This window comes from Halarchaeum salinum, assembly GCF_039520965.1.
Lineage (GTDB): Archaea > Halobacteriota > Halobacteria > Halobacteriales > Halobacteriaceae > Halarchaeum > Halarchaeum salinum.
The window spans coordinates 127,329-148,758 of record NZ_BAAABL010000042.1 but is presented as its reverse complement, the minus strand read 5'-3'; the positions used below and the strand labels follow the sequence as shown (position 1 = coordinate 148,758).

General features: G+C 67.5%; 29 protein-coding genes and 1 pseudogene. 10 read left to right on the top strand and 20 right to left on the bottom strand.

Features of this window, described 5'->3' with window-relative positions:
• Positions 1 to 20: 20 nt before the first annotated feature.
• Both ABDZ36_RS06570 and ABDZ36_RS06565 read right to left on the bottom strand, forming a co-directional pair.
• A complete protein-coding gene (locus ABDZ36_RS06570; RefSeq protein WP_211311268.1) occupies positions 21 to 203 on the bottom strand; it encodes a hypothetical protein in 183 nt (60 codons plus the stop codon).
• Between the two features lie 45 nt (positions 204 to 248).
• Entirely contained in the window at positions 249 to 440 is a 192-nt protein-coding gene (locus tag ABDZ36_RS06565) for a hypothetical protein (protein WP_211311267.1), read from the bottom strand.
• A 129-nt stretch (positions 441 to 569) separates the two neighbouring features.
• Between ABDZ36_RS06565 and ABDZ36_RS06560 the strand changes: the two genes are divergently transcribed.
• A complete protein-coding gene (locus tag ABDZ36_RS06560) occupies positions 570 to 1,388 on the top strand; it encodes an RIO1 family regulatory kinase/ATPase domain-containing protein (protein WP_211311266.1) in 819 nt (272 codons plus the stop codon).
• A 77-nt stretch (positions 1,389 to 1,465) separates the two neighbouring features.
• Positions 1,466 to 1,618, top strand: coding sequence for a hypothetical protein (locus ABDZ36_RS06555; RefSeq protein WP_211311265.1), 153 nt, complete (start codon positions 1,466 to 1,468; stop codon positions 1,616 to 1,618).
• Positions 1,619 to 1,820: 202 nt separating this feature from the next.
• On the opposite strand, the gene ABDZ36_RS06550 is transcribed toward ABDZ36_RS06555, so the two are convergent.
• From ABDZ36_RS06550 to ABDZ36_RS06535, 4 genes are all read right to left on the bottom strand, one after another.
• On the bottom strand, positions 1,821 to 2,630 hold the full coding sequence (locus tag ABDZ36_RS06550) for a nitrilase-related carbon-nitrogen hydrolase (protein ID WP_211311264.1): 810 nt from the start codon (positions 2,628 to 2,630) through the stop codon (positions 1,821 to 1,823).
• A gap of 6 nt (positions 2,631 to 2,636) precedes the next feature.
• Positions 2,637 to 3,047, bottom strand: a complete 411-nt coding sequence (locus tag ABDZ36_RS06545) for an SRPBCC family protein (protein ID WP_211311263.1) — start codon at positions 3,045 to 3,047, stop codon at positions 2,637 to 2,639.
• A gap of 43 nt (positions 3,048 to 3,090) precedes the next feature.
• Entirely contained in the window at positions 3,091 to 3,315 is a 225-nt protein-coding gene (locus ABDZ36_RS06540; protein ID WP_020221261.1) for a DUF7123 family protein, read from the bottom strand.
• A 63-nt stretch (positions 3,316 to 3,378) separates the two neighbouring features.
• Entirely contained in the window at positions 3,379 to 3,546 is a 168-nt protein-coding gene (locus tag ABDZ36_RS06535) for a DUF7525 family protein (RefSeq protein WP_211311262.1), read from the bottom strand.
• An 89-nt stretch (positions 3,547 to 3,635) separates the two neighbouring features.
• Here ABDZ36_RS06535 and ABDZ36_RS06530 point away from each other — a divergent pair, with 89 nt between their 5' ends.
• A complete protein-coding gene (locus ABDZ36_RS06530; RefSeq protein ID WP_211311261.1) occupies positions 3,636 to 5,027 on the top strand; it encodes an LEA/WHy family protein in 1,392 nt (463 codons plus the stop codon).
• Between the two features lie 2 nt (positions 5,028 to 5,029).
• On the opposite strand, the gene ABDZ36_RS06525 is transcribed toward ABDZ36_RS06530, so the two are convergent.
• The 6 genes from ABDZ36_RS06525 to ABDZ36_RS06500 all read right to left on the bottom strand — a co-directional run bounded on the left by ABDZ36_RS06525 (position 5,030) and on the right by ABDZ36_RS06500 (position 10,258).
• Complete coding sequence (locus ABDZ36_RS06525) at positions 5,030 to 6,058, bottom strand: PhoU domain-containing protein (RefSeq protein ID WP_211311260.1); 1,029 nt, start codon at positions 6,056 to 6,058, stop codon at positions 5,030 to 5,032.
• A gap of 193 nt (positions 6,059 to 6,251) precedes the next feature.
• Positions 6,252 to 7,376, bottom strand: a complete 1,125-nt coding sequence (locus ABDZ36_RS06520; protein WP_211311259.1) for an ATP-NAD kinase family protein — start codon at positions 7,374 to 7,376, stop codon at positions 6,252 to 6,254.
• A gap of 203 nt (positions 7,377 to 7,579) precedes the next feature.
• Entirely contained in the window at positions 7,580 to 8,275 is a 696-nt protein-coding gene (locus tag ABDZ36_RS06515) for a competence/damage-inducible protein A (RefSeq protein ID WP_211311258.1), read from the bottom strand.
• Positions 8,276 to 8,328: 53 nt separating this feature from the next.
• Positions 8,329 to 9,066 carry a DUF5803 family protein gene (locus ABDZ36_RS06510; protein ID WP_211311257.1) on the bottom strand — a complete coding sequence of 246 codons (738 nt, stop codon included), beginning with the start codon at positions 9,064 to 9,066 and terminating at the stop codon, positions 8,329 to 8,331.
• A 1-nt stretch (position 9,067) separates the two neighbouring features.
• Positions 9,068 to 9,742, bottom strand: a complete 675-nt coding sequence (locus tag ABDZ36_RS06505) for a DUF2110 family protein (protein ID WP_211311256.1) — start codon at positions 9,740 to 9,742, stop codon at positions 9,068 to 9,070.
• A complete protein-coding gene (locus ABDZ36_RS06500; protein ID WP_211311255.1) occupies positions 9,743 to 10,258 on the bottom strand; it encodes a transcription factor in 516 nt (171 codons plus the stop codon).
• Positions 10,259 to 10,427: 169 nt separating this feature from the next.
• On the opposite strand from ABDZ36_RS06500, the gene ABDZ36_RS06495 reads away from it, so the two are divergent.
• Together ABDZ36_RS06495 and ABDZ36_RS06490 are read left to right on the top strand one after the other, a co-directional pair.
• The gene (locus ABDZ36_RS06495; protein WP_211311254.1) at positions 10,428 to 10,790 is read left to right on the top strand and encodes a hypothetical protein; all 363 of its coding nucleotides are present in this window, start codon (positions 10,428 to 10,430) and stop codon (positions 10,788 to 10,790) included.
• Between the two features lie 57 nt (positions 10,791 to 10,847).
• Positions 10,848 to 11,498: a hypothetical protein gene (locus ABDZ36_RS06490; RefSeq protein ID WP_211311253.1), complete on the top strand. Its 651-nt coding sequence runs from the start codon at positions 10,848 to 10,850 to the stop codon at positions 11,496 to 11,498.
• Positions 11,499 to 11,521: 23 nt separating this feature from the next.
• Here the strand turns inward: ABDZ36_RS06490 and ABDZ36_RS06485 are convergent, their stop codons facing one another.
• A complete protein-coding gene (locus ABDZ36_RS06485) occupies positions 11,522 to 12,073 on the bottom strand; it encodes a tRNA (cytidine(56)-2'-O)-methyltransferase (protein WP_211311252.1) in 552 nt (183 codons plus the stop codon).
• Between the two features lie 82 nt (positions 12,074 to 12,155).
• Between ABDZ36_RS06485 and ABDZ36_RS06480 the strand changes: the two genes are divergently transcribed.
• Both ABDZ36_RS06480 and ABDZ36_RS06475 read left to right on the top strand, forming a co-directional pair.
• Positions 12,156 to 13,100, top strand: a complete 945-nt coding sequence (locus ABDZ36_RS06480) for an NAD-dependent epimerase/dehydratase family protein (RefSeq protein ID WP_211311251.1) — start codon at positions 12,156 to 12,158, stop codon at positions 13,098 to 13,100.
• A 57-nt stretch (positions 13,101 to 13,157) separates the two neighbouring features.
• A complete protein-coding gene (locus ABDZ36_RS06475; protein ID WP_211311250.1) occupies positions 13,158 to 13,808 on the top strand; it encodes a DUF7504 family protein in 651 nt (216 codons plus the stop codon).
• A 1-nt stretch (position 13,809) separates the two neighbouring features.
• Here the strand turns inward: ABDZ36_RS06475 and ABDZ36_RS06470 are convergent, their stop codons facing one another.
• Positions 13,810 to 14,262, bottom strand: coding sequence for a DUF7522 family protein (locus ABDZ36_RS06470; protein ID WP_211311249.1), 453 nt, complete (start codon positions 14,260 to 14,262; stop codon positions 13,810 to 13,812).
• A gap of 84 nt (positions 14,263 to 14,346) precedes the next feature.
• Between ABDZ36_RS06470 and mobA the strand changes: the two genes are divergently transcribed.
• Entirely contained in the window at positions 14,347 to 14,967 is a 621-nt protein-coding gene (mobA, locus tag ABDZ36_RS06465) for a molybdenum cofactor guanylyltransferase (RefSeq protein WP_211311248.1), read from the top strand.
• Positions 14,968 to 14,976: 9 nt separating this feature from the next.
• Here mobA and ABDZ36_RS06460 read toward each other — a convergent pair whose 3' ends face one another.
• Positions 14,977 to 15,282, bottom strand: a complete 306-nt coding sequence (locus ABDZ36_RS06460; protein WP_211311247.1) for a helix-turn-helix transcriptional regulator — start codon at positions 15,280 to 15,282, stop codon at positions 14,977 to 14,979.
• A gap of 31 nt (positions 15,283 to 15,313) precedes the next feature.
• Positions 15,314 to 15,439: a hypothetical protein gene (locus ABDZ36_RS06455; RefSeq protein WP_343749247.1), complete on the bottom strand. Its 126-nt coding sequence runs from the start codon at positions 15,437 to 15,439 to the stop codon at positions 15,314 to 15,316.
• A 358-nt stretch (positions 15,440 to 15,797) separates the two neighbouring features.
• Here ABDZ36_RS06455 and ABDZ36_RS06450 point away from each other — a divergent pair, with 358 nt between their 5' ends.
• Positions 15,798 to 18,107, top strand: a complete 2,310-nt coding sequence (locus tag ABDZ36_RS06450) for a DUF2298 domain-containing protein (RefSeq protein ID WP_211311246.1) — start codon at positions 15,798 to 15,800, stop codon at positions 18,105 to 18,107.
• 19 nt (positions 18,108 to 18,126) lie between these two features.
• Here ABDZ36_RS06450 and ABDZ36_RS06445 read toward each other — a convergent pair whose 3' ends face one another.
• On the bottom strand, positions 18,127 to 18,573 hold the full coding sequence (locus ABDZ36_RS06445; protein WP_188880107.1) for a GtrA family protein: 447 nt from the start codon (positions 18,571 to 18,573) through the stop codon (positions 18,127 to 18,129).
• Complete coding sequence (locus ABDZ36_RS06440) at positions 18,566 to 19,345, bottom strand: glycosyltransferase (RefSeq protein WP_211311245.1); 780 nt, start codon at positions 19,343 to 19,345, stop codon at positions 18,566 to 18,568. Before ABDZ36_RS06440 ends, ABDZ36_RS06445 begins: the two co-directional genes overlap by 8 nt.
• A 183-nt stretch (positions 19,346 to 19,528) precedes the next feature.
• Here ABDZ36_RS06440 and ABDZ36_RS06435 point away from each other — a divergent pair.
• Positions 19,529 to 19,705: pseudogene (locus ABDZ36_RS06435) on the top strand (RNA-guided endonuclease InsQ/TnpB family protein); the annotation flags it as partial.
• A 256-nt stretch (positions 19,706 to 19,961) separates the two neighbouring features.
• Here ABDZ36_RS06435 and ABDZ36_RS06430 read toward each other — a convergent pair.
• Positions 19,962 to 20,996 carry a DNA-methyltransferase gene (locus ABDZ36_RS06430; RefSeq protein ID WP_211311244.1) on the bottom strand — a complete coding sequence of 345 codons (1,035 nt, stop codon included), beginning with the start codon at positions 20,994 to 20,996 and terminating at the stop codon, positions 19,962 to 19,964.
• Between the two features lie 45 nt (positions 20,997 to 21,041).
• A complete protein-coding gene (locus ABDZ36_RS06425) occupies positions 21,042 to 21,353 on the bottom strand; it encodes a hypothetical protein (protein WP_211311243.1) in 312 nt (103 codons plus the stop codon).
• Positions 21,354 to 21,430 lie beyond the last annotated feature (77 nt).

The following is a 21,430-nucleotide window of genomic DNA, read 5'->3' as shown; positions in this document are numbered from 1 at the left end:
GTTCCTCTCCGCCTCGCGCCTCAGGTCCGCTTCTTCAGCGACTCCTCGACGTCATCGAGGTGTTCGCGGGCTTTCTGGAGCGCCTTGCGTTTCTTGCCCTCGGAGTTGCGCTCCTCCTCGTCGATGTGCTTGCGCAGTTCGTCAGTCGCCTTCTCGATCGCCGCGTTCGCGTAGTCGCTCGCGCCGTCGTTCGAGTTCGACATGACGGCTGTATCCACAGATGGGACACGGAAGAAAACGGTGGCCGCTCACGCGGTCTTCTTGAGTGTCCGTTCGATCTTTGCGAGCAGGTCGCGCGACCGTGAGAGCGCGATGGCCCGCGCTCCCGAGGCGTCGGCCTCGGCCCGCTCGATCTCCGTTTCGAGCGTCTCGAACGCGTCGCCGATCGCGCTCGAACCCCACCCCTCTTCTGTCTCGGAGTCGGCTTGCTCGTCCGTCATGACACCTATCTGGTTCGTTGGGCCCGCCGGACGGAAAAGTCCAAGGGCGGAGACGGGGACTGCCGTGAGCCTCGCGGGATCCGACGCGGTGCGAAAGGAACTATACGTTGAGGCGGCTTTTTAGGTGACATGAGCCTCCGGCGATTCGTCCGCGGCACCGTCCCGTGGTCGTCGCTCGAAGCAGTCGCCCGCGAGCTCGCAGAGCGCTACGACCAAGAGCGCGTGCGCGTCGAGTTCCTGGAGGCGGACAACTGGTTCTCCACGCCCGCCGTCGTCAACGACCGGTGGTTCTGCAAGATCGTCTCCCCGCAGAACGCCTTCGTCCACTCGCTGTTCACGGGGATGCGGAACCTCGGCGTATTCTCGGCCGGTGCGGAGGGCTTTTTCGAGCCGTTCGACGGACCTGTCGAGATGGCCGAACACGAACTAGAGGCGACTCGGCGGATGCGCGAAGCCGGCTTGAACGTCCCCGAACCGATCGAGGTGTTCGCCGTCGACGACCTCGCCGTCCTCGTGATGGAGTACCTCCCTGATTTCGAGACCCTCGATGATCTGTCGGCCGCCGAGATCGAGACGCGCGCGCCGGCGCTGTTCGACGCGCTGCGGACGATGCACGAACACGGCCTCGCGCACGGCGACCTCCGCGCCGAGAACGTTCTCGTCTACCGCGACGACCTCTACTTCATCGACGCGACGCGGGTTCGCGCGGACGCGGACGCCGAGCGCACCGCACAGGCGTACGACCTCGCGTGCGCGCTCGCCGTCCTCGAACCGCTCGTCGGCGCGGAAGTCGCCGTTGAGGCGGCACGCGAGGCGTTCGAGGTCGAGTCCCTGCTCGCCGCCCGGGAATTCCTCGACTTCGTCGCCATCCGTCCCGACCACGATTTCGACGCCGCCGCGCTCCGCGGCGAACTCGAAGGGGCGGCGAACGAGCGAAGCGAGGGGTGAGCCGAGCCGCCCAACCGAAGCGGCGATCGCTGCGTCCTCCGCCATCATTATACGCACCTGAGCAGGAGGTGAGCCGCATGGAGGGGGACGAGCGGGACGCGACGGTACAGGAAAAACTTGAGGACGCCTTACAGCACGCGGAGAACGACCGGACGAGCTACCTGCTGCGAAGCGCGTTACAGGACCTCGTCATCGACACCGATATCGACGAACTGGCTCAAGAGGAGTGAAGCGAAAGGCGGGAGGCGACGAGGGAGTGGCCCCACCTGGTCCGTCGGGGCCGGTGGTCGTCCGGCGCGGGCTTCCGGACGACTCGAGTCGGCGTGGAGACGAGGTGCGGGCGTTAGTGCCAACACGCGACGAGAAAAGCGTCTCGCGTCGGCATCCGTCAATTTGCCCTCCGAGCGTAAAAACCTATCCACCGACAGGCACTCATGACCGCCGGTCGTCGAGCGCGGGGAACGACGCACGGACCGACCGGACGCGTTCGGGGTCGAGGTCTGCGACGACGAGCGTCGACTCGTCGCCCGCGCTCGCGATCGGCGTGCCCCACGGGTCGTGGACGGTCGAGCGCCCGAGTAGCCGCGAGTCGCCCTGTTCGCCGACGCCGTTGACCGCACCGAGGTACCACTGGTTCTCGACGGCGCGGGCCCGCGCGAGCGTCCGCCAATGCTCGACGCGCGGGTACGGCCACGCCGACGGCACGAGGACGAGCGTGACGCCCCGGGTGAGGAGTTCGCGGTAGAGCTCGGGGAACCGGAGGTCGTAACACGTCGTCGCCGCGACCGTGAACCCGCCGACGTCGGCGGTGTCGAGGCGCGCGCCCGAGACGAGCAGGTCGGCTTCGCGCGAGTCGTAGCCGAAGAGGTGGTGTTTGCGGTAGACGAGGTGGCGCTCGCCGGCCGCATCGAAGAGGACGCTCGTGTTCGCGTACCCGGCCGACGCCGGCGTGTCGAACCCGGCATCGGCGCTCGCCCCGAGGTCCTCAACGACGCTTCCCGCGAGAACGGCGATCCCGTGATCTGCGGCGGCATCGGCGATCGCGGAGAGGCGCGGACCGTCGAGTCCCTGTGCGGCGTCCGGGTAGTCGTCGAACGCGAAGTAGCCGACGTCCCAGAGTTCGGGGAGAGCGACGAGATCGGCACCGCGGTCGGCCGCTGTTGTGATGGCGTCGTGTGCTGTCCGCTCGTTCGCGGGAACGTCGCCCGCGGTGGGCGCGATCTGTGCGAGTGCGAGGTGCATCGCCGCTTACGGCCCCCGGGAGGCGAGTTCGGCCTCGAGGTTGTCGAGTTCGTCGTCGAGCTTGCGCTTGAAGAAGGACTCGACGCCGGGGAACTTCCCCTCGACGACGAACGTGTTGTGGAGCAGACAGCCGTCCTCGGTCGGTTCGAGCTCGTGCTCGCCGGTGACGTTCAGCACGGAGGACTTCCCGACGAACTCGACGTACTCGCCCTCACGGCGGTCGACGTCGCGCGTCTCGACCTCGATGGTCCGACGGACGACCGGCAGCTCGACGAACCAGACGGTGACGTCGCCGCGGCGCTCGTGGCCGGTGACGACGCTGATCGCCGAGGCACGCTTGGTCGGGTCGGCGATGAACTCCCAGACATCCGCCGCGGGGACGTCCAACTCGAACGTCCGTTCGACCCGGACAGTCATACGCGGAGGTGGACTAGCGCGAGCAAAAAACCGCCGGTTCGATTCAGGCGGGTTCGACCCGCCACGTCGTCGACTTCGAGCGCCCCCATTTCTCGATGTCGACGTCGTCGGATTTCTCGGCGAGGCGGGGGAGACGCGCCCCGACCTGCTTGGCGGTGAGTCCGAGGTGGCCGGCGATCGTCTTCGCCCGGAAATACCGTTCGCCGGCCTCGACGCTCTCGTTGAGGTAGGCGAGGATGCGGCGTTCGTCCTCGGTGTACTCCGTCATAGTCCCGTGTAAACGCCTCGCGTGCTTAACCGTTTCCGGTCCACGACTCCCCACGACTCCGCCTCACGCGAACGCGTGGAACGCCGCGACGGCGAGGGCACCGAACGCGACCGCGACGGCGAAGCCGGTCGACACGGCCATTCCCGTAAGCACGCCGAGCGCGCCGAGCGTTGCGACCGCGCCGCAGAGCAATCCGACCCCGATACTCTTGTCGGTGGTAGTGTCGGCCATACGCCCGCCTACCGACGCGCGCGACTTAGCGCCTGTGGTCCCCCGTCGCGTGACGCAACGTTTTCGACCGTTGCGGCCCCGTACCGAGTATGGACATCCGCACGCTCGCGTTCGGCACGCGCTGGCGGTCGGCTGCGGTCGCGCTCGTTGCCGTCCTCGGCGTCGTCGGTGCGGCCGTCGCGCTCGGTTGGATCGGCGTGCCGTCGGTCGTCGCGACACAGAACAGCTTCGCCGGCGTGAACCAGACGACGACGACCGTCGATACGTCGCTGACGGTCCACAATCCGAACCCGATCGCCGTCAAACTCGGCGGTGTGAGCGTCGACTACACTGTCTCGATGAACGATGTCGGGCTGGCGTACGGCGCAAAGCGCGGTGTCGCAGTCGGCACCGGGAACACGACCCTCCGTTTCGCGAGCTACATCCGCAACGAGCGGATCCCTACATGGTGGACGAGCCACGTCCGCAACGGCGAGGAAACGACGGTGACGGTCGCCGCGAACGTCACCTCGGGGACCGTTGGTCGGACCACCCACGTCGTCCCGGTCACGCGATCGGTGACGACGAACATCAGCAACCAGTTCAACTCGACGGCCGATCGGCCGATCGAGGCCGGCCTCCCGCTCGTGAGCGACCCCGTCCTCGTCGTTGACGAGACGCGTGCGCACTGGGGGACCGTGACAAACGACTCGACGCCCCTGGAGACATCGTTCGTCATTCACAACCCCAAGTCCGTGCCGGTCACGATCGGCGGGATCGGCTACGACGTGGCGATGAACGACGTCGCCGTCGGGAGCGGCCAGAGCGAAAACACCGTCGTCATCCCGCCCGGCGGGACACGAACCCTGCGTGCCGAGACGGTCATCGACACCGACCGGATCGACGAGTGGTGGGTGACACACCTTCAGCGGAACCAGACGACGCGCGTCGTCATCGACTTCTACGCCCGTCTCTCCGCTGGAAACGGCCAAGCGATACGCGTGCCGCTCCGCGGTCTCACGTACCGGCAGACCATCGAGACGGACATCTTCAGGACGAAGAACGCGAGCGCGACGAACGCGTCCGCGAGCAACGCGTCCGCCACCGACGGGTCGGAGAACGCAGCAACCAACGAGTCGGGCGGCGGCCTCGATGGGCTCGTCTTCGATGGCTCGACGAGCGGAACGGCGAGCGACGACGGCGTTCTGGGCGCGTTCGACGGTAGGACGACTGAGAGCGGGACAACGGATGAGACGACCGATGGCACGACGAGCGGGAGTGATGGCACGACGAGCGGGAGTGATGGCACGACGAGCGGGGGTGAGGGCACGACGTCGACAGCCAGTAGAACGACGACGGCAACGACGACATCGACAACGGATGGAACGACGAACGAGACGACCGATGGCGCGACATCGGCGACGAGCGGAACATCGGCGACGAACGAAACGACGACCGACGGAACGGCGACTGACGGCCTGCTCGCCGTTGGGATGCTCTGACGCTACTCCAGGGTCGTGTGTGCGGACTGCTCGTTGAGTGCGAGGTTCGCGGCGATCTCCGCGTTCCGCATCGCGAGTTCGGCGATCTGCTGGAGGCTGACGAGGACGTCCCGCACGCGGAGCAGGCGGAGGTTCTCCATCTCGGGGAGGGCTGCGAGCATCTCGCTTTCGAGGTCGGCGACCTGTGCGAAGCGTTCGCGACACTGGACGTGTTTGGCGTAGTCGCGCTCGACGACGGCCTCGACGGCGAGCCGGGTCAGATCGTCGACCTGGTCGGTGAACTCGCGAATCTGGCGCATCGTCGCGTTGTCGACGTCGAGGGTGTGGCCCTCGGATTCGAGGACGATTTCCGCGATGTCCTCCGCGTTGTCGGCGGTGAGCTCGAGGTTCTTCGCGACGGAGCGGTAGCCGATGAGCGAGAAGCCATCGTCGAGGCCGACGGCGCGCGCGAGGTTCGGGTTCTCGTAGGCGGTGAAGATGAGCCGCAGGAGGAGGACGAAGATCTTGTTCGCCTGTCGCTCACGGTTGAGCGCGCGCTCGGCGAGGTCGGGGTTGCCGTGCGCGAGCGCCTTTACGGCCTCGCCGCGCATCGTGCTCCCCGTGTTCTCCAATCGCTGGAGGAGGTTGTCGAGCGTAAAGTCCTCGGGGTCGACCGAGCAGCGAATGGTGATCCGCTCGGGCGTCTCCTCGACGACGCCGAGCCCCATGAGCTGCGTTTCGGCCTTGTAGACGGCGTTGATGTGGTCGCTGTCGAGCGTGTCCTCGTCCGTGACGTGGATGACGCGCCGCCCGAGGACGTACTGACCGACGATGGCGCGCTCGACGGCCGCGGCGTCGAACGTCTCAGCGTGGATCGTCGCCTCGCTCTCGTCGTCGCTCGCCGACGCCGGCGTCACAGTCAGCGTCCCCTTCCCGCTCTCGCGGACCGTGACCTCATCACCCTTCTCGACGTTCTGCCCCCGGGCCCACTCCGCCGGGAGCGTCATCGCGAGCGTCGACGGCCCGAGTCGCTGCACCTTTCTGCTCTCCATATCCCGACCGTAGCCACTATACTACCTTAACCTTACGCTCGACACATTATATTCTCTAAGGGTGAGCGCTCGTGGGCCGATGATACCGCACGCGTGACGATCCGAACGATCACTCGCACACCGAGATGGCCGAAAACCGGACGAGAACGCCCGGGACACTATCGAGAGGGCCACCCCTGACGTCCGTACGGACCTATTCTATTCGCACGAGTTGGCTGGTGTGGCGGCCCGTCCGGACTCCGATCCAACCCCGAAGGTCGGCGTCGAGCTCCGTGTCACCCGTGTCGACGTGGAGCACGCCGGTCGCCGCGAGCTTCGCCGGCGAAGCGACGACCGAGAGGTCACACTGGCGGACGACCGCCGGGCTGAGCTGTTGGTTCCCCCGTCCGAGGACGAACCCCTGCCCGCCGATCGGCGAGACGACGACGATGTTGCGCTCCCCGAGCGCGTCGAGCAACTCCGCTTCGCTCCCGTCGCGGACGAGGAGGTCGCCGTCGCGCCAGACGTCGACGCCGAGCGGGGAGCCCGCGATTCCGAGTTCGCGCTCGATCGCGCCGACCGTCCCACCGGGGCCGAAGAGGTACGTCACGCCCGCCTCGGCGTCCGCGGCGAACCCGGCCGCGAGGGTCTCGACGCTCCCCGTCGTGCGCTGTTTACCCGACTGGAGCGCCTCGGCCACCGGCACCGTCGCGACCGCTTTCAGCGCCGCGCGGACCTCCCCCTCGCGGTAAGCGTCCTCGTCGATGTCGTTCACCTCGCGGCGTTCCGTCCGCTCGAACGTCGCGGCGATCCGCCCCGCGTCGCGCGGTGTCCGCGCGAATACCGACGAGTAGACCTTCACACCCGCCGGGACGCCGAGCATCGGCGTATTGCTCCCTGCCTCGTCAACTCCCGCCTCGTCAAGCGTCGTCGCGACGTCCGTCGCGGTGCCGTCCCCGCCGACGAAGAGGACGAGGTCGACGCCGCGCTCGACGAACCCCCTGACCGCGTCACGGGTGTCCGCGGCCGTCGTCTCCGCGTCTTCGGGATGACCGACGACCGTCGGAGTGAAGCCGGCCTCGCGGGCCTCGGACTCGCCCATCTCGCCGCCGTAGGTGAGCAGTGTAATGTCGGCCCCGTCCGCCGCGTTCGTCGCGTCCGCCACGCCTGCCGCGTTCGTCACATCCGCGAGCGCCCGGAGTGCCGCAGTCGCTCGTTCGGGTGCGCGCGCCTCCGCGCCGCGGTCGCGCGCCTCCGCGACCCGCTCGTCCGTTCCCTTCAGGCCGACGCGCCCACCCATCCCCGCGATCGGGTTGACGACGACGCCGATCGTGCGCATTCGCCGGCCCTTCGCACGCGCCGCGTAAAGCCCGTTCGCCACGCCCGCGGCGGCGATGCTAAACCGTTAAGGGCGCGCCGGCAGAACCGCTTGCGTATGTTCGTACCCCTCGCGGAGACCGCGCTCCCCATCAGTGCGGTGAGCTGGATCGTCCTCGTCCTCGGTGTCGTCCTCGCAGCCGCGTGGTGGGCCTACGAGGTCCGCTAGGTCCCCCTCTCCTCGCCGCTCTCGACGCGCTCGCGCAGCCACGCGGCCGCCTCCGCGACGGTCGCCCCGTCCGTGCCCCGGAGTCGCACCTTGACGCCGTCACCGGGGTAGCTTCCGACCGTGACGTCGAATCGGTCGCGGATGCCCTCGATCCGATCGACGAGCGCGCTCTCCGGTTCGGCCGCGTACACGGTCTCGACGTACCGCTTCGCACCGGTGAACTCGCTGGCGACGCGCTCAAACATCGCTCGCATCTCGCTCGGCACGCCCGGGAGCACGTAACAGTTCTCCACGACCGCACCCGGCGCGACGCCGGCTTCGTTCGCGAGAAATCGTGCGTCCGCGGGGAGGCGGGTCGCGCTCTTCGCGTCGTTCGAGTAGCCGTCGTGGGTTTCGAACCACGCGATCGCGTCCGGATGGTCCACCATCCCGCGGTCGAACGCCGCCGCGACCGCGGCCATCGTCACGTCATCCGGCGTTGGGCCGAGTCCGCCGGTGACGAGCACGGCGTCATACTCCGACGTGAGGCGGCGGACGGTCGTCTCGATGGTGTCGTGCTCGTCGGGGACGACGACGACGCGCTCGACGTCGACGCCGCGCTCCGTGAGACGCTGGCCGAGCCACGCCGCGTTCGTGTTCGTCGTCTCGCCCGCGAGCACCTCGTCGCCGACCGTCAGTACGGCCACGTCCATGGGCGATCCACCGCACCCGTCAGCAAAAAGGGCCCGTCGTCAGCCCGGGCTCATCACTCGTCGTGGACGTCGAGCCCACTTTCCTCGCGATCGCGTTCGAGCCGCCGGATCTGACGACGGTAGTAGACGACGCCGGCGATGGCGACGAGCCCGCCGAGTGCGAGCAGCCCCGCGAAGAGGTAGACGTCGCGCATCAGGAAGAACTGGAGGCTGAGCGAGTTGGCGTTCACCACGTCCCAGTGGACATGCACGCGGTCGTCGACGATCGTCCGCTCGTAGCCGCCGGGGCTGACGCTCCCGAAGACCGGAATGCGAACGCGCATTCCCGTGGGGAGGATCACCTCGTGCGAGCGCCCCGGGAGGACGACGGGGACGGTGAGCGACCGATCGCCCATCGGCGCGGTGTACGCGAACTTCCCGCGATCGGCCGGCGGCGTCACCGTCACCGCATCACGCGACTGCGAGACCGGGATAGCCGTGGCGTTCACGATCGTCCCGTTCGGGTAGCGAAACTGGATCGCGCGGACCGGGATCGGGCTCTCGCCGGTGAACTGACTTGACTGCGAGAAGCGCATCTCGCTTTGGTTCGTCCCCGTCACGTTCAACACCGCCTGGTACTGCCCGCCGGTCGCGTTCACGACAACTGAGGCGTTCTGCGTCTCGGTCGCGTTCCACTGGTACGTCGCGTTCTGATTGAGCTGCTGGTCGCTGACCGTGCTCGTGCCGAGACAGCCGGCGCTCACCGCGAGCAGACCGACCGCCGCGAGGACGAGGAGCCAGCGTCGTCGCATCTCAGGGGACCACGCAGAGCAGCTCCGCCGGGACGTACTCGCCGATACTCGCGAGCAGGCCCGGCGGGTCCGTTCCCTCGCGGCAGACGACGCTCTGCTCCAAGAGCCCGAGGCGCTCGACGGTCACGATGTCGCGGGCGTGCCCCGCGCGGTTGACGGTCGCGCGCACCTCCGCACGCGTCGCCGAGTTCACGTTCACCCGGCCCGTCTCCGCGCGCGTCCAGTCGTAGAGCCGGTCGCGCTCCGCGTCGGCGAGCGCGTGCCCGTCGGTCTCGTCGTAGACGAACTGGAGGGGGACGTGTTGCACGAGCCCGAAGCGCGTGCGCACCTGCTCCGGCGTCCCGGGACCGAGGTCGAGCCCGTCCGCGGGGATCTCGACCTCCTCACCGGCGTCGAGGACGAACCCGTCGTCGCTCCACCCCTCTAAGGTGCCGACGTACGTCTCGCCGTCTTCGAACTCGGGGGTGATGACGCCCCACTCCTCGCCGAGGACGTTGCGCGCGACGGGCGCGTCGTCGCCGGAGAGCGTCACGGACGGGAAGCCGTCGTGGCGCAGGCCGACGTCGAACGAGACGTCGAGATCGCCCAGGGCGTTACCGACGAGCGAACCGAGGGAGTCGAGCGCACGCTCGCGGGCGTCGCCCTCGACGTACACTTTGGTTGCGAGAACGACCATTCAGACGATCCCCAGCTCGGATTCGAGCGCCTCCAAGCGCTCGTCGATGGCCTCGACCATGTCGTCGTTCCCCATCGCCTCCAGCGGCGAGCCACACTCGGGGCACTCGAAGCCGAAGTCCATCGCCTCGTCGAACTTGAAGCGGATCGAGTCGACCTCACAGAGGTAGAACTCGTTGTCCCGCTCGTACTCGCGGCGTTCCTCCAAAGCCTCGTGGAGGCGATCCATCTCCTCGTGAAGATTGGCCGGGACGTTCTCGTAGTGGAACGTCCAGAGGTAGGTGAGCCACCCGGAGTCCTCGTCGCGCACCCGCCGATAGGTCGCGAGATCGTTCTCGTAGAGGATGAACAGCGCCCGACGGACGTCGTTCAGTTCGAGATCGAGGCGCTCCGCGAGCTCCTCGTCCGTTACTTCGCCGTCCGGCGGTGCCGCCGCCACCGGCATCCCCTTTGGTCCGACAAGTTCGTGGAGGTATTTCTGTACGACTGGGTCCTCCAACAGCCCCTCGAAAGCCATGATACGTGAGACTCGGGGCCGAACGACCCTTATAACCATCGGGTCCGATGCACGCGGGGCCGAGCCGTAGGCGAGGTCCCGCGGAACGAGCGAACGCGGAGCGACCATCGGGAGCGACACGCGCCCGGCAACCGAAGGTTTAGCACGACCCGCGCTCGACCACTCGATTGTGTCTCTCGCCGCATTTCGCGACGCCGCCCGCGACCGAGGCCTCATTCGGAAGATGCTCGGCGGCGCTGTGGTCTTCGCTGCCCTCGCGCTCGTCGCGGGCTGGTCGCTGCGTGATGCCCTCGGGCTGTACGCCTTCATCGTCGCCCTCGAACTCGTGTTCGTCGTCACGGAAGCGTACGGCGTCGCGCGATCGGTCGTCCACATCGTCTTCGGCCTCGGCGTGCTCTGCCTCTCGGTGTATGGCTTCCTCGGTGAATTCAGCCTGGGCCTCGCGACGGTGCTTCACGTGCTGCTCGCCGTCGGTGGCCTCGTCCTGTTTGCCCTCGGCTTGCGCGACTACCGACGTGAGACGGCGGCGTAGCCCGGCGTGTCGGCGTCGACCACCGCGCTTTTCGCGTGACGCGCGTAGTGTCTGGTGATGTCGTCCCTGCGCACGCTCGGGTGGCGCGCCGCCGAGGCCGCCGTCCTTGCCGGCTTCGCGTTCGTCGTCGGCCTCGGCCCCGCTATCGCCGTCATCGTCGGCCTCGTCGTACTCGGCGTGGGTCTCGCCGAAGCCGCGGGCGCACGCTACGACGCGGTGATCGCGGCTCGGCACGCGGCGCTCGCGCTTGCGTGTGGTGTTTTCGCTGCGGTCGCGCTCGCCCGGGGTGCGCGCTGGATCGTCCTCGTCCTCGCGCCGCCCGCCGGCTGGTTCGTCCTCGATGCGATCGCCCAGCGAGCGGGCGCGCGCGAGGCAGCGGGTGGAGTGAACGGAACCAACGCGCGCAATCCGCCGGACGAGTCGCCCGGAACCGTTGATGTCGACGCCGACGCGTTCGCGGACGCGGACCTCGCGGGGGAACTCCTGCGCGAGCTGCGCGCGGGACCGCGTCGCCCCGCGGATATCGCTGTCGCGCTCGATGTCGACACCGCACGCGTCCGGCGGGCGCTCGCGGTCCTCGACGCGCGTGGGACCGTCGAACGCGACGCCGCGGGCCGCTATCACCTCCCGAACGACGCATTCGATCCGTTCGCGCTTCCCATGTGGCTCTACAACCGCGTCGTCGCGCCGTTGCGTCGTCTTCGCTGAGCCGTTTCCCCCCGCTACTCGCGCTACTCGCGCTCCTCGGGCGAGACGACGGTCTTCCCCGTTTCCTCCGGGACGACGACCTGTTCTGCGTCGTCCCACTCCCGGTCTAGTTCGTCGCCCTCGAAGAACCGATCGAGGAAGACGGCGAGGCCGGCGACCTCGGAGTGGGGTTGGTTCGTCACGCCGACGTTCCAGTCGGCCTCGTCGTACACCTCGAAGGGGACCTTCTCGCCGCCGACGACGACCAAGAGAGGCTCGCCCTCGTCGTGGTGTGCGGTACGCACCTCGCCTTCGACGTCCTGCACGCGCTCGCCGTACATCGTCAGGTGGACGACGCGGCCCTCCCAGTCGCGGATCGTCGCCGGCTGGGAGTCGTCGAGTTCGGCGTCGAAGGGGCCACCAAAGCGCGTCGTGATGTCGCGGATGGTCTCCAGCGACTGGCCGGCGTTGTCGGGGAGGATCACGCGATCCGCGCCGAGCGCGCGCGCCGTCAGCCCGACGTGCGTCGTCATCCGGTCGTCGCGTCCCGGTCGATGGCCGAACCGGAGCACGGCGACCTCGGGATCGTCCTGCATACGGGTCGCTACGGGGGTGGGCGGGTAACGGCTTACGGAACCGAGGAGAAAGACACTTGCACCGTCTCGCGCTCGATGGCGTATGGAACTCACGGACCGGACCGTCGTCGTGACGGGCGTTGCGGGGCTCGTCGGCTCACATCTCGCGGCGCGACTCGTCGACGACAACCGCGTGATCGGCGTGGACGACCTCTCGAAGGGCGACCGGTCGGCCGTGCCCGACGGCGTGGAGTTCGTCGAGGCCGACCTCCGCGACGCTAACGAGACGGCCGATGCGATCCCCGAGAGCACCGACGTCGTCTTCCACTTCGCGGCGTACACCGACACGAACTTCGACGACGACCGGACGCTCTTCGAGGAGAACCAGGCGATGACGTACAACGTCCTCGAACGGATGGAAGACGTCGGTGCCTCGGAGATCGCCTTTACCTCCTCCTCGACGGTGTACGGTGAAGCGCCGATGCCGACCCCCGAGGATTACGCGCCCCTCGAACCGATCAGCATCTACGGCGCAAGCAAGCTCGCCGACGAGGGGCTCCTCTCCGTCTACGGCCACTCCTACGATGTCCAAGTGTGGATGTTTCGCTTCGCGAACATCGTCGGGCCGCGCCAGCGCGGCAACGTGATCCCGGACTTCATCGAGAAACTGCTCGACGATCCCGACACCCTGAAGATCCTCGGGAACGGCCGCCAGCAGAAGTCCTACATGCACGTCGAGGAGTGTGTCGAGGCCATCGAGTACGTCGTCGAGCACGCCGACGCGGACGTGAACACGTACAACCTCGGCACGCGGACGACGACCTCCGTGAACCGCATCGCGGACGTCGTCGCGGACGTCCTCGACTGCGACCCCGACTACGAGTACACAGGCGGCGATCGCGGGTGGACGGGCGACGTCCCGAAGATGCGTCTCTCGATCGAGAAGCTCGCGGCGCTCGGCTGGGAGCCGAGCCAGTCGAGCGACGAGGCGGTTCGGGAGGCGACCGAGCAGCTCGCGGCGGAACTGCGCGCGGAGCGCGAGGCCTGACGCCACGGGAGCGGGGGTCGGTACGTTTTAACGCCCGTCGGTCGAAGATGTTGCCCGATGGGGGACAGTTACGACGTGAGCGACACCCTCCCGATCGACGGGATCCCGGCGGGGACGAATCTGATGATCGGCGGGCCGCCGCTGACCGGGAAACGGGAGCTCGCGCTCTCGCTCGTCGAGTCGGGGTGCAGACAGGGCGAGGGCGCGCTCGTCGTCACGATGCGCGACGACGCGGACCGACTGCTCGATCGGTCCGAGCCGCTCGCGAACGCGGTCGCGGAGGGGCGCGCGGGCATCGTCGACTGCGTGACGCGAGAGCGTGGCGAGGACGTGCGCGACACCCGGTGGATCCGGTACGCGTCCTCGCCGGGAGACGTGACGGAGATCGGGATCCGCTCGGCGGGGCTCTTTCAGGCGCTCGACGAGCAGGCGGTAGAGCGCGTCCGCTCCGGCTTCGTCTCCATCCCGACGATGCTGATGTACACCGAGCCGCGGCGGCTCTTTCGGTTCCTCCACGTCTACACCGGTCGGATCCAGTCGGCCGGCCAGCTCGGGTTCGCGCTCATCGAACTCGGCGACCGGGAGTCGTTCGACCGGTTCGCCCCGCTCTTCGACGGAATGGTGCAGACGCGAACGAACGAGGGCGGCGAGCGGCAACTCCGCGTCGTCGGCGTGACGTCATCGCCGACGGAGTGGGTATCCTACTAAGTCAGGAGAAGCGCTCTTCGACGGCGTCGTCGAGTTCCTCTCCGTCCGGTTCGGGCTCGGGCTCGCGGAAGTCGCTCGACGGGTTCTCGATGTAGTCGAGTGCGATGTCGGTGAACGCACCCGTGTCGACGACGGTGTCGCGATCGAAGGCGACGATGACGCCGCTCCACTCCCCGAGTGGCACTTGGAGGACGACGACCTCGTGGAACCAGCGAACGCTCAGATCGAGGTGGCCATAGCGGGCGAACTCGGGCTGCTCAAGTTCGTCGTCGAACCCCTTGAGGATGAGGTTCTTGGTGATCTCCTCGATCTCCTCGGGGGTCTGTGCGTCCGCGATGTCGTCGCGGATGTAGAGGCTGTCGTGCGTCTCGCCGTCGTAAGCGATGGCGCGCCGTATCTGCCCCACGTCCGCCTCGCGGAGCGCGGCGACGAACGCCGCTGCGTCCTCGTTCATACCTTGTGGATTGACGCGGCTTGAGGTTAACCTTACCCCTCGTTCGCCCGAGCGTTCTTGTGCGCGGCACACCGACGTCGCACTGTGCACGCCGCCGTCGTCGTCGCGGGCGGTCGCTCGACCCGGTTCGGCGATCGGGACAAAGCCACCGCGTCGCTCGCCGGAACGCCCCTGATCCGACGGGTGGCCGACAGGGTCACCGGCCCCGTCGAGACGCTCGTCGTGAACTGCCGGCCCGACCAGCGCGACGCGATCGAACGCGCGCTCGCCGGCGTCCCGCTCCCGGTGACGTACGCGCTTGACGCGCCCGCCCGTGCCGACAAGGGCCCGCTCGCCGGAATGGGAACTGGGTTGCGCGCGACGGACGCCGAGCGCGCCTTTGTCGTCGCCTGCGACGTACCGTTCGTCGATCCGGCGTTCGTCCGCTACCTCCTCGATCGGGCGGCGGCACGCGAGGCCGCGGTGCCGTACCGCGAGGGGTACGCGGAGCCGCTCCACGCGGTCTACGAAGTCAGACCAACCGTCGATGCGATCGAGCGCGCGCTCGCCGACGGGCGACGCCGCGCGGACGCGCCGCTCGACGACCTCGACGTCGGCGTCGTCACCGAGCGAGAGATCGATACGCACGCCGCACCGGGGACGTTCACGAACCTGAACACGCGAGCGGCGTTCGAGGCGGCAGAAAACCGGCTCCGTCGGTCCTGAGGACGACAGTCAGTGGGCGCGTTCGGCTTCCTCTTCGAGGAGCTCGGAGATGTACTGATGCTCCCAGCTCTCGCGATCGACGATCTCGCGGCGGCCCCGTCTGGTCAGCGAGTAGGCGTTCGTCCGCTCGTCCTGTTTGCGCTTATCGAGCAGCCCCTTCTCGCAGAGCGTGTCGAGGTTCGGATAGAGGCGGCCGTGGTTGATCGTCGTGCCGTAGTAATCTTCGAGTTCGTCCTTGATGTCGAGCCCGTTGGGTTCGTCCAGCCCGCTGGTAACGAAGAGGAGGTCGCGCTGAAAGCCGGTGAGGTCGTGCATCGCGTGTCTGAACGGAACGGCCGACCGCCGCTTAACTCCGGCGGCCAACATGTACACCACGATAGCTGTTCGTGGCGGTCCCTTCGACGATCGCGCCGCCGTCGCCGACAATGTCGTCCAGTTCGTACTTCTCCCCGATTGCGACGCTGTTCAGCATCGCGGTAGCGCGGAGCGCGCGTCCGCAACGCCCGAGCGGAGCGAGAGCGTAGGGCGGGGCGTAGTGCGTGGCGAAGCAGGGCGCGATCGTTTGTCGATCCGACGTGTCTGGGAGTGCTGGTCCGACAGAAGTCCCGACCAGTACAGGCCGCAGTGAACCGGCCGACGAATAGTGGGACCGTAGACCTCGAAGGCACTCGGACGAGACCCCTAGAAAATAGGGTCTCAGGTGTGATTGAGAGCGAGGAACATATCAAAGCCCCACCCTCCACGAGCGAACCCGGCAGGGTGAGCGAAGTAGGGCAGGGTGGTTCACATAAATACAGTACACTCTTGGCGCTTCGTCGCCACGGCCCGATGTGGAATTCCTCGCCCTTCTTCGCTGGTCTCTCATGCTCGCCGTGCTCTGGGCGGCGGCGCTTCCGCTCACGAAACGGCTCTTCCCACGGTTCCCGACTGCGGGTGCCGCCTTCGGACTTCCCGTCGCCTTGTTCGTCGTTTCGCTCCCCGCGTACTGGGTCGGAAAACTCGACGCGACCGCTGGCTTCGTCGTCGGCGGACTCACACTCCTTACGCTCTCTTTGCTCACCCTCCGCACGGGTACCTGGCCCGACCCGAAAACGCTCCGTATCCCGCTGGCCGTGTTCGCCGTCGCCTTCGGCGCGCTTCTGGTCGTCCGTCTCGGCTACCCTTGGATCGTCCCCGCCGGCGGGGAGAAGTTCCTCGACTTCTCCCTGCTCAAGGCCGTGCTTCGGGCCGAAACCTTCCCGCCGGAGGATCCGTGGTTCGCCGGGCGGACGGTCAGATACTACTACGGCGGCTATCTCATCTCGGGGTTCCTCACGACGCTCAGCGGGTTGGAGGCCCGCTACGCGTACAATCTCCTCGTCCCGACGTTTTACGCCGCGCTCGCGACCGGTGCGTACGGGCTCGCGGCAGCTATCGCTGACCGAAGCGGCTCCCCCCCTGTCGTGGCGGGCCTCGCCGCGGCGTTTCTGTCGACGGCGTCGGGGACGCTCGCCACGCCGGCGCGCCTCCTGTTGGGGCTCTTCCCCGAGCAGCTGGCGCGCGAATACGGGCGCGCCATCGTGAGCGGCATTCGGGCACCCTACGGGGAGGCCTTCGCCCAAGCGACGACCCCCGGAGAGTGGTCCTACTGGCTGGGCCGGTACGTCATCCCCAGAACGGTGGACGTGTTCCCCTCGTGGACGTTCGTGAACGGGGATCTACGTCCGCATATGACGAGCGCGCCGTTCCTCGTCCTCGCGGCGGCGCTGGTGTTCGCGTACTATCGAACGCCCGAGGAGGATGTCTGGCGTCGGCGCGCCCTCCTCCTCTTCGTCCTTCCGGCGCTCGGTGGGCTGCTCGGTGTCGTGAACACATGGGAACTCCCCGTCGTCGTCGGTCTCACGTTCCTCGCAGTCACTTTCGCGGACGCTGATCCACGGAGCCTCCTCGGCCCTGCCGGCTCTCGGTTCCCCCGTTTCGAAGGTCTCCACTCGATCATTCGACGCGATGTAGGCCGTCTGCTCGGTGGCGGTGTCGCCGCACTCGTCGTCGGTGCCATCGCAGTCGCGTGGGTCGCGCCGTACTTCCTCTACCATACCGCGACGAGCGATGGTGTGGGCTTCCTCCCGCCCGGAAGCCCCCTCGTCCCGTTCCTGCTCGTCCACGGCGGGTTTCTCGTCCTGTTTGCGCTCCTGCTCTGGACGCCGACACGCCATACCCTCCGTAACGTCGGCGGGACGCGTGCGCTCCTACTGGGTCTCGCGATCGGTGTCGCGGCACTCGCCGTCGCGGGCTTCGCACCCGTCGCGCTCCTCGCCGTGTTTGGCCTCGCGGCGTGGGTCGTCGTTCGACGCCAACGCGCGGAGCACGACGGCGATGTGTCGCAGCGCAGCGGTGGCTTCACCGTCCTGTTAGTGCTCGCCGGTGTCGGCCTCCTCATCTTCGCCGAACTGGCGTACGCGAAGGTATGGCCGTACAATCCGAACGCGCTCCGCTGGAACACGGTCTACAAGATCTATCACTCGGTGTGGATACTGTGGGGGATCGGTGGCGGCGTCGCTGTCGCAGCGATCCTCTCGAAGGCGCTCCGTGGGCTGTCGGCACGGAGCAGCGGCGAACGCGTTCGGCCGGTCGCCGCCGTCCTGCTCGTCGTTGCCGTCGTCTCCGCGATGGCCGTGTTCCCGGCGTTTGCGGGCGGCGAACGGGCGAACGCCGCTATCGAAGGAGAAGCGACTCTCGACGGGCTCGGATACGTCAACGACTCGCACCCCGATGCGGGCGCGGCTATCGCGTGGTTAGACAGCCGTGAGGGAACCCCGACGATCACGTCCGCACCGGGGATCGCGATCTATCAATGGATGAACGCCCCTTCTAGCCTGACCGGGATCCCGACGGTCCTCGGGTGGGTTCACGAGAAGGGGTATCGGGGCTCAAAAGCCTACGAGGACCGGCGGGAAGACGTGGAACGGCTCTACGAATCCAACGCGAACACCACGCTCGCGATCGCCGAGAAATACGACGTCGAGTACATCTACGTCGGCCCGAACGAGCGCGAGCGCTACGACCTCCGGGAGTTCGGTTCCCACGAGCGTATCACGCCCGTCTTCGAAAAGGGGACCGTGACGATCTACAGCGTTCGAGCCGACAACGCCTCGTCTTAAGGGGCGAGCGGTTCGCGATTCACGTTTCTGCCGGGTTCCATGTGAATAGCCCTTCACCGATATAGTTCACCGCGAAGCCAGTCCCGATGCCGATGAGGTTAGCGAGCGTGGGCCACAGCTCGAGACCTGCGAGGCGAACGGAGACGGTGACGAAGTCCGTGAGTGCGATGAGGACGACAAATCCGACGGCGAGCCCGACGGCGCGCACGGCGTGTGATCGGAGGAAGCGATCGACGAACGAGCGGATGCCGGCTGCGCCGGCGTCCGCGAACGTCCAGCGGTCATTGAGGACGAACATCAACGAGATAGAAATCTCCGCACCCACGGCCTTCGCGACGAGCGACCCGGTAAGCGCGGTCGCCGTCAACGCGAGGACTACGATCGACTCGACCGACGCGCCGGTCACGCCAACCGAGAGATAGCGCCCGAGCAGCCCGCCGCGGGCGAGCGATTGAAGCCTATTCATGGGTCTCGACGAGCGGCGTCGGTCGACAGACGATGCGAGCGAGCGGGGACGACGCGCCCCGCACGGTCGCCGCGCGTTCGCGCGCGGCGAGCAAGCCCCGGGCCATCGAGAGCGTATCACCGATCGGTGACACCGTCTTATTCGGTTGGTCCTCCCAAGTGACGGGAACCTCGACGATCCGTTCGCCCAGTGCGTCGGCGACGGCGACGAACTCAACGTCCCACGCGAACCCCGGTTCATGGAGATACGGCCGAACGTCGCGCCACACGTCGGTCGTGACCGCCTTCGCCCCACACTGGTAGTCACTCAATCGGACGCCTAAGAGGGTGCGTGCGAGGGAGACGAACCCCGCACCGAGCCCTCGTCGGGCGAGGGACTGATGGGAGCGAACGTCCGCGTCGGGGTGGCGACGAGTGCCGACGGCGACTGTGGCACTCGTGTCTCTGAGGGGGCCATCTTCGTGCGCTCCCGCGTCGCCGCCGTCGAGCGCTGCGACGATCCCGGCGATCGATTCGGGGGGTGTGCTGGCGTCGGCGTCCGCGAGCACCAATCGGTCAACACCGTCGTCCGCGAGCGCGTCGAAAGCGTCCGTCACGGCCGCGCCTTTCCCACGACGCTCGGGCGACACCGACACGCGGGCATGCTCGCGCAACGCGTCCGCGATACCGGGATCGGGGTCGTCCAGTGCGACGAGAACCTCGTCGGCGACCGTTGCGGCGAGCGTGTCGAGATACGGGCAGAGGCGTTCGAGGTCCGGTTCGTACGCTGGCACAGCGAGACCGACAGAGGGGCTAGGAGTAGGCATCGAGAGTTGCGAGTGTTTTTGAGGTTACGTGGATCGGAGGCATGGGCTTTTTGATGTGTTCTTGGCTGAGCAGGCGCAATACCACGCGTTTACGCCGTGGATACGCGCCGTCACTCCGAGCACCAGACCACGGTTCGTGGTGCAGCCTGAGATTTCAATTGTGAGAAGTGTGGTGCGACAGCGAATGCGGATTATGTTGGAGCGAAGAACGTTGGGTGGCGGTACGTCCGTCGCGGCCTCCAGTCGTCGCGACGGACGGGCGACAGTCAACTCGCCCTGAAGTCAGGAACGGTGACGCCGAATCGGGGATTCGTCCCGTCCGACTAACGTCGGCAGAGGCCGAGTTCACTGACAAGCCCCGCGCCACCCTGCGCCGGGCAGTTGACACACGGAGTCTTAGCTGGCAGGCAGTCGAACGTGTTGGTAGGAATCGACGTAGAACGGAGCGATTCCGTCTGTCCTGCGATGGCGGCCTACCCACCCCAGTAATCGGAACCAGTCTGGTGAACGGTCAGTTCCTACAATATCCATGTCTGAGAGAGACACTCATTCTCCTGACGGCTGTGGAGGAGCAGGCTGTCTCTCATTTTTCGATCGGTTCGTGTCTCGCCCGGTAGCCCCACTCCTCGGCGTCGACATCGCGCACCCGATAGAGGCGGATGTCGCGCTCGCGTTTGGTCTTCACGGGAACGTCGTAATGCGTCGCGTCGTAGTCGAAGGTGGTGTCGGTCTCGTGGACGAACTTGCGGTGGCGTTCGAGGCGCTCGCGCGCGACGTCGGCGCTGAACGCCTCGATCCCGTCGAGGCGCTCTGCGAACGCCTCGACGAGGCCGTCGTCGAGTTCGTACCCCACCGAGGAGCGCGCGCTCGCCATCGCGGCGAGTGTCGTCGTGCCGGTCCCCCAGAAGGGATCGAGGACGGTGTCGTCCCGGACGCTGTACATGTTGATGAGGCGATACGGGATCTCGAAGGGGTAGGCGGCGGATCGCTCGCGGTCGCCGCTGGCGGCGGGGAGGGACTGACGGCGGCCCCGGACATCGGTCCACACGTCGCTGAACCAGCGGTTGCGTTCCTCCCAGAAGTAAGCGGCGGCGTAGCGATCGGGGTCGTGCGGCGGGAAGTCGCGCGGCTCGGGGCCGTTGCGGAGGACGAGGAGGTGTTCGTGTTCGAGGGTAACGTAGGCGTTGGGCGGGAGGGTGCCGCTGCCCATGAACTTCGCGGCGGTGTTGGTGGGTTTGCGCCAGAGGACGCCCGGAAGGGGGTGAAAGCCCCGTTCGGCGAATGCGTCGGCGACGCGGTCGTGGTTGCGGTACACCCGGTAGTTCTCGATGGTACGCGTGGCGTCGCCGACGTCGAGGCAGGCGATCCCGCCGGGCGCGACGACGCGTGCGACCTCGTCCCAGACATCGTCGAGGGCTCCGTGCATCGCGTCGTAGGCGCGCTGGCCGTCGTCGGCGTCGAGAGCGTCGCCGACGGCGGGATCGAGGTTGCAGAAGAGGTCGTCCCACATCTCGACCATCGGGTAGGGCGGGGAGGTGACGACGAGGTCGACGCTGTCGTCGTCGAGGGCGGCGAGGTCCCGCGCGTCGTCGGCGACGACGCGGTGGGTGGTCTCCATGCGAAAGCGTGGCACTGCCGCGGGGTTAACCGTTCGGATACGGCGTTAGCGTCGCGCGCCGGGGTCGGGTTTCTCCCAGTCGAGCACGTCGAGGACGTCCCGAAGGAGCCAGAGGACGAGCAGGTAGGCGACGACGGCGGCGATGAGGGCGACACCGACGAAACTGACGAGGCCCCCGTAGTAGAACAGCGCGTACGCCGTCGTCGGCTCGCTCGCCCGGAGCCCGACGCCAGCGCCGGCGAGGGCGAACCCAACGAGCCAGAGGAGGCTGCCCAGCGTGCTGAGGACGGCGAGTTCCGGGTGTGCGAACCGGTAGAAGAACCCGGGGAGACGTCCCCGGCTGGCGGCGGCCGGCATACGCAGTCGTGGGGTCGCGGACAACTTTAACCCCCTGGGTCGACATAGCCCACGGTATGCCGTCCTCGGTGCCCGTC

Coding starts and splice junctions, on each gene's coding strand:
- ABDZ36_RS06570 (WP_211311268.1), bottom strand. CDS start 203: ATGTCGAACTCGAACGACGGCGCGAGCGACTACGCGAACGCGGCGATC.
- ABDZ36_RS06565 (WP_211311267.1), bottom strand. CDS start 440: ATGACGGACGAGCAAGCCGACTCCGAGACAGAAGAGGGGTGGGGTTCG.
- ABDZ36_RS06560 (WP_211311266.1), top strand. CDS start 570: ATGAGCCTCCGGCGATTCGTCCGCGGCACCGTCCCGTGGTCGTCGCTC.
- ABDZ36_RS06555 (WP_211311265.1), top strand. CDS start 1,466: ATGGAGGGGGACGAGCGGGACGCGACGGTACAGGAAAAACTTGAGGAC.
- ABDZ36_RS06550 (WP_211311264.1), bottom strand. CDS start 2,630: ATGCACCTCGCACTCGCACAGATCGCGCCCACCGCGGGCGACGTTCCC.
- ABDZ36_RS06545 (WP_211311263.1), bottom strand. CDS start 3,047: ATGACTGTCCGGGTCGAACGGACGTTCGAGTTGGACGTCCCCGCGGCG.
- ABDZ36_RS06540 (WP_020221261.1), bottom strand. CDS start 3,315: ATGACGGAGTACACCGAGGACGAACGCCGCATCCTCGCCTACCTCAAC.
- ABDZ36_RS06535 (WP_211311262.1), bottom strand. CDS start 3,546: ATGGCCGACACTACCACCGACAAGAGTATCGGGGTCGGATTGCTCTGC.
- ABDZ36_RS06530 (WP_211311261.1), top strand. CDS start 3,636: ATGGACATCCGCACGCTCGCGTTCGGCACGCGCTGGCGGTCGGCTGCG.
- ABDZ36_RS06525 (WP_211311260.1), bottom strand. CDS start 6,058: ATGGAGAGCAGAAAGGTGCAGCGACTCGGGCCGTCGACGCTCGCGATG.
- ABDZ36_RS06520 (WP_211311259.1), bottom strand. CDS start 7,376: ATGCGCACGATCGGCGTCGTCGTCAACCCGATCGCGGGGATGGGTGGG.
- ABDZ36_RS06515 (WP_211311258.1), bottom strand. CDS start 8,275: ATGGACGTGGCCGTACTGACGGTCGGCGACGAGGTGCTCGCGGGCGAG.
- ABDZ36_RS06510 (WP_211311257.1), bottom strand. CDS start 9,066: ATGCGACGACGCTGGCTCCTCGTCCTCGCGGCGGTCGGTCTGCTCGCG.
- ABDZ36_RS06505 (WP_211311256.1), bottom strand. CDS start 9,742: ATGGTCGTTCTCGCAACCAAAGTGTACGTCGAGGGCGACGCCCGCGAG.
- ABDZ36_RS06500 (WP_211311255.1), bottom strand. CDS start 10,258: ATGGCTTTCGAGGGGCTGTTGGAGGACCCAGTCGTACAGAAATACCTC.
- ABDZ36_RS06490 (WP_211311253.1), top strand. CDS start 10,848: ATGTCGTCCCTGCGCACGCTCGGGTGGCGCGCCGCCGAGGCCGCCGTC.
- ABDZ36_RS06485 (WP_211311252.1), bottom strand. CDS start 12,073: ATGCAGGACGATCCCGAGGTCGCCGTGCTCCGGTTCGGCCATCGACCG.
- ABDZ36_RS06480 (WP_211311251.1), top strand. CDS start 12,156: ATGGAACTCACGGACCGGACCGTCGTCGTGACGGGCGTTGCGGGGCTC.
- ABDZ36_RS06475 (WP_211311250.1), top strand. CDS start 13,158: ATGGGGGACAGTTACGACGTGAGCGACACCCTCCCGATCGACGGGATC.
- ABDZ36_RS06470 (WP_211311249.1), bottom strand. CDS start 14,262: ATGAACGAGGACGCAGCGGCGTTCGTCGCCGCGCTCCGCGAGGCGGAC.
- ABDZ36_RS06460 (WP_211311247.1), bottom strand. CDS start 15,282: ATGCACGACCTCACCGGCTTTCAGCGCGACCTCCTCTTCGTTACCAGC.
- ABDZ36_RS06455 (WP_343749247.1), bottom strand. CDS start 15,439: ATGCTGAACAGCGTCGCAATCGGGGAGAAGTACGAACTGGACGACATT.
- ABDZ36_RS06445 (WP_188880107.1), bottom strand. CDS start 18,573: ATGAATAGGCTTCAATCGCTCGCCCGCGGCGGGCTGCTCGGGCGCTAT.
- ABDZ36_RS06430 (WP_211311244.1), bottom strand. CDS start 20,996: ATGGAGACCACCCACCGCGTCGTCGCCGACGACGCGCGGGACCTCGCC.
- ABDZ36_RS06425 (WP_211311243.1), bottom strand. CDS start 21,353: ATGCCGGCCGCCGCCAGCCGGGGACGTCTCCCCGGGTTCTTCTACCGG.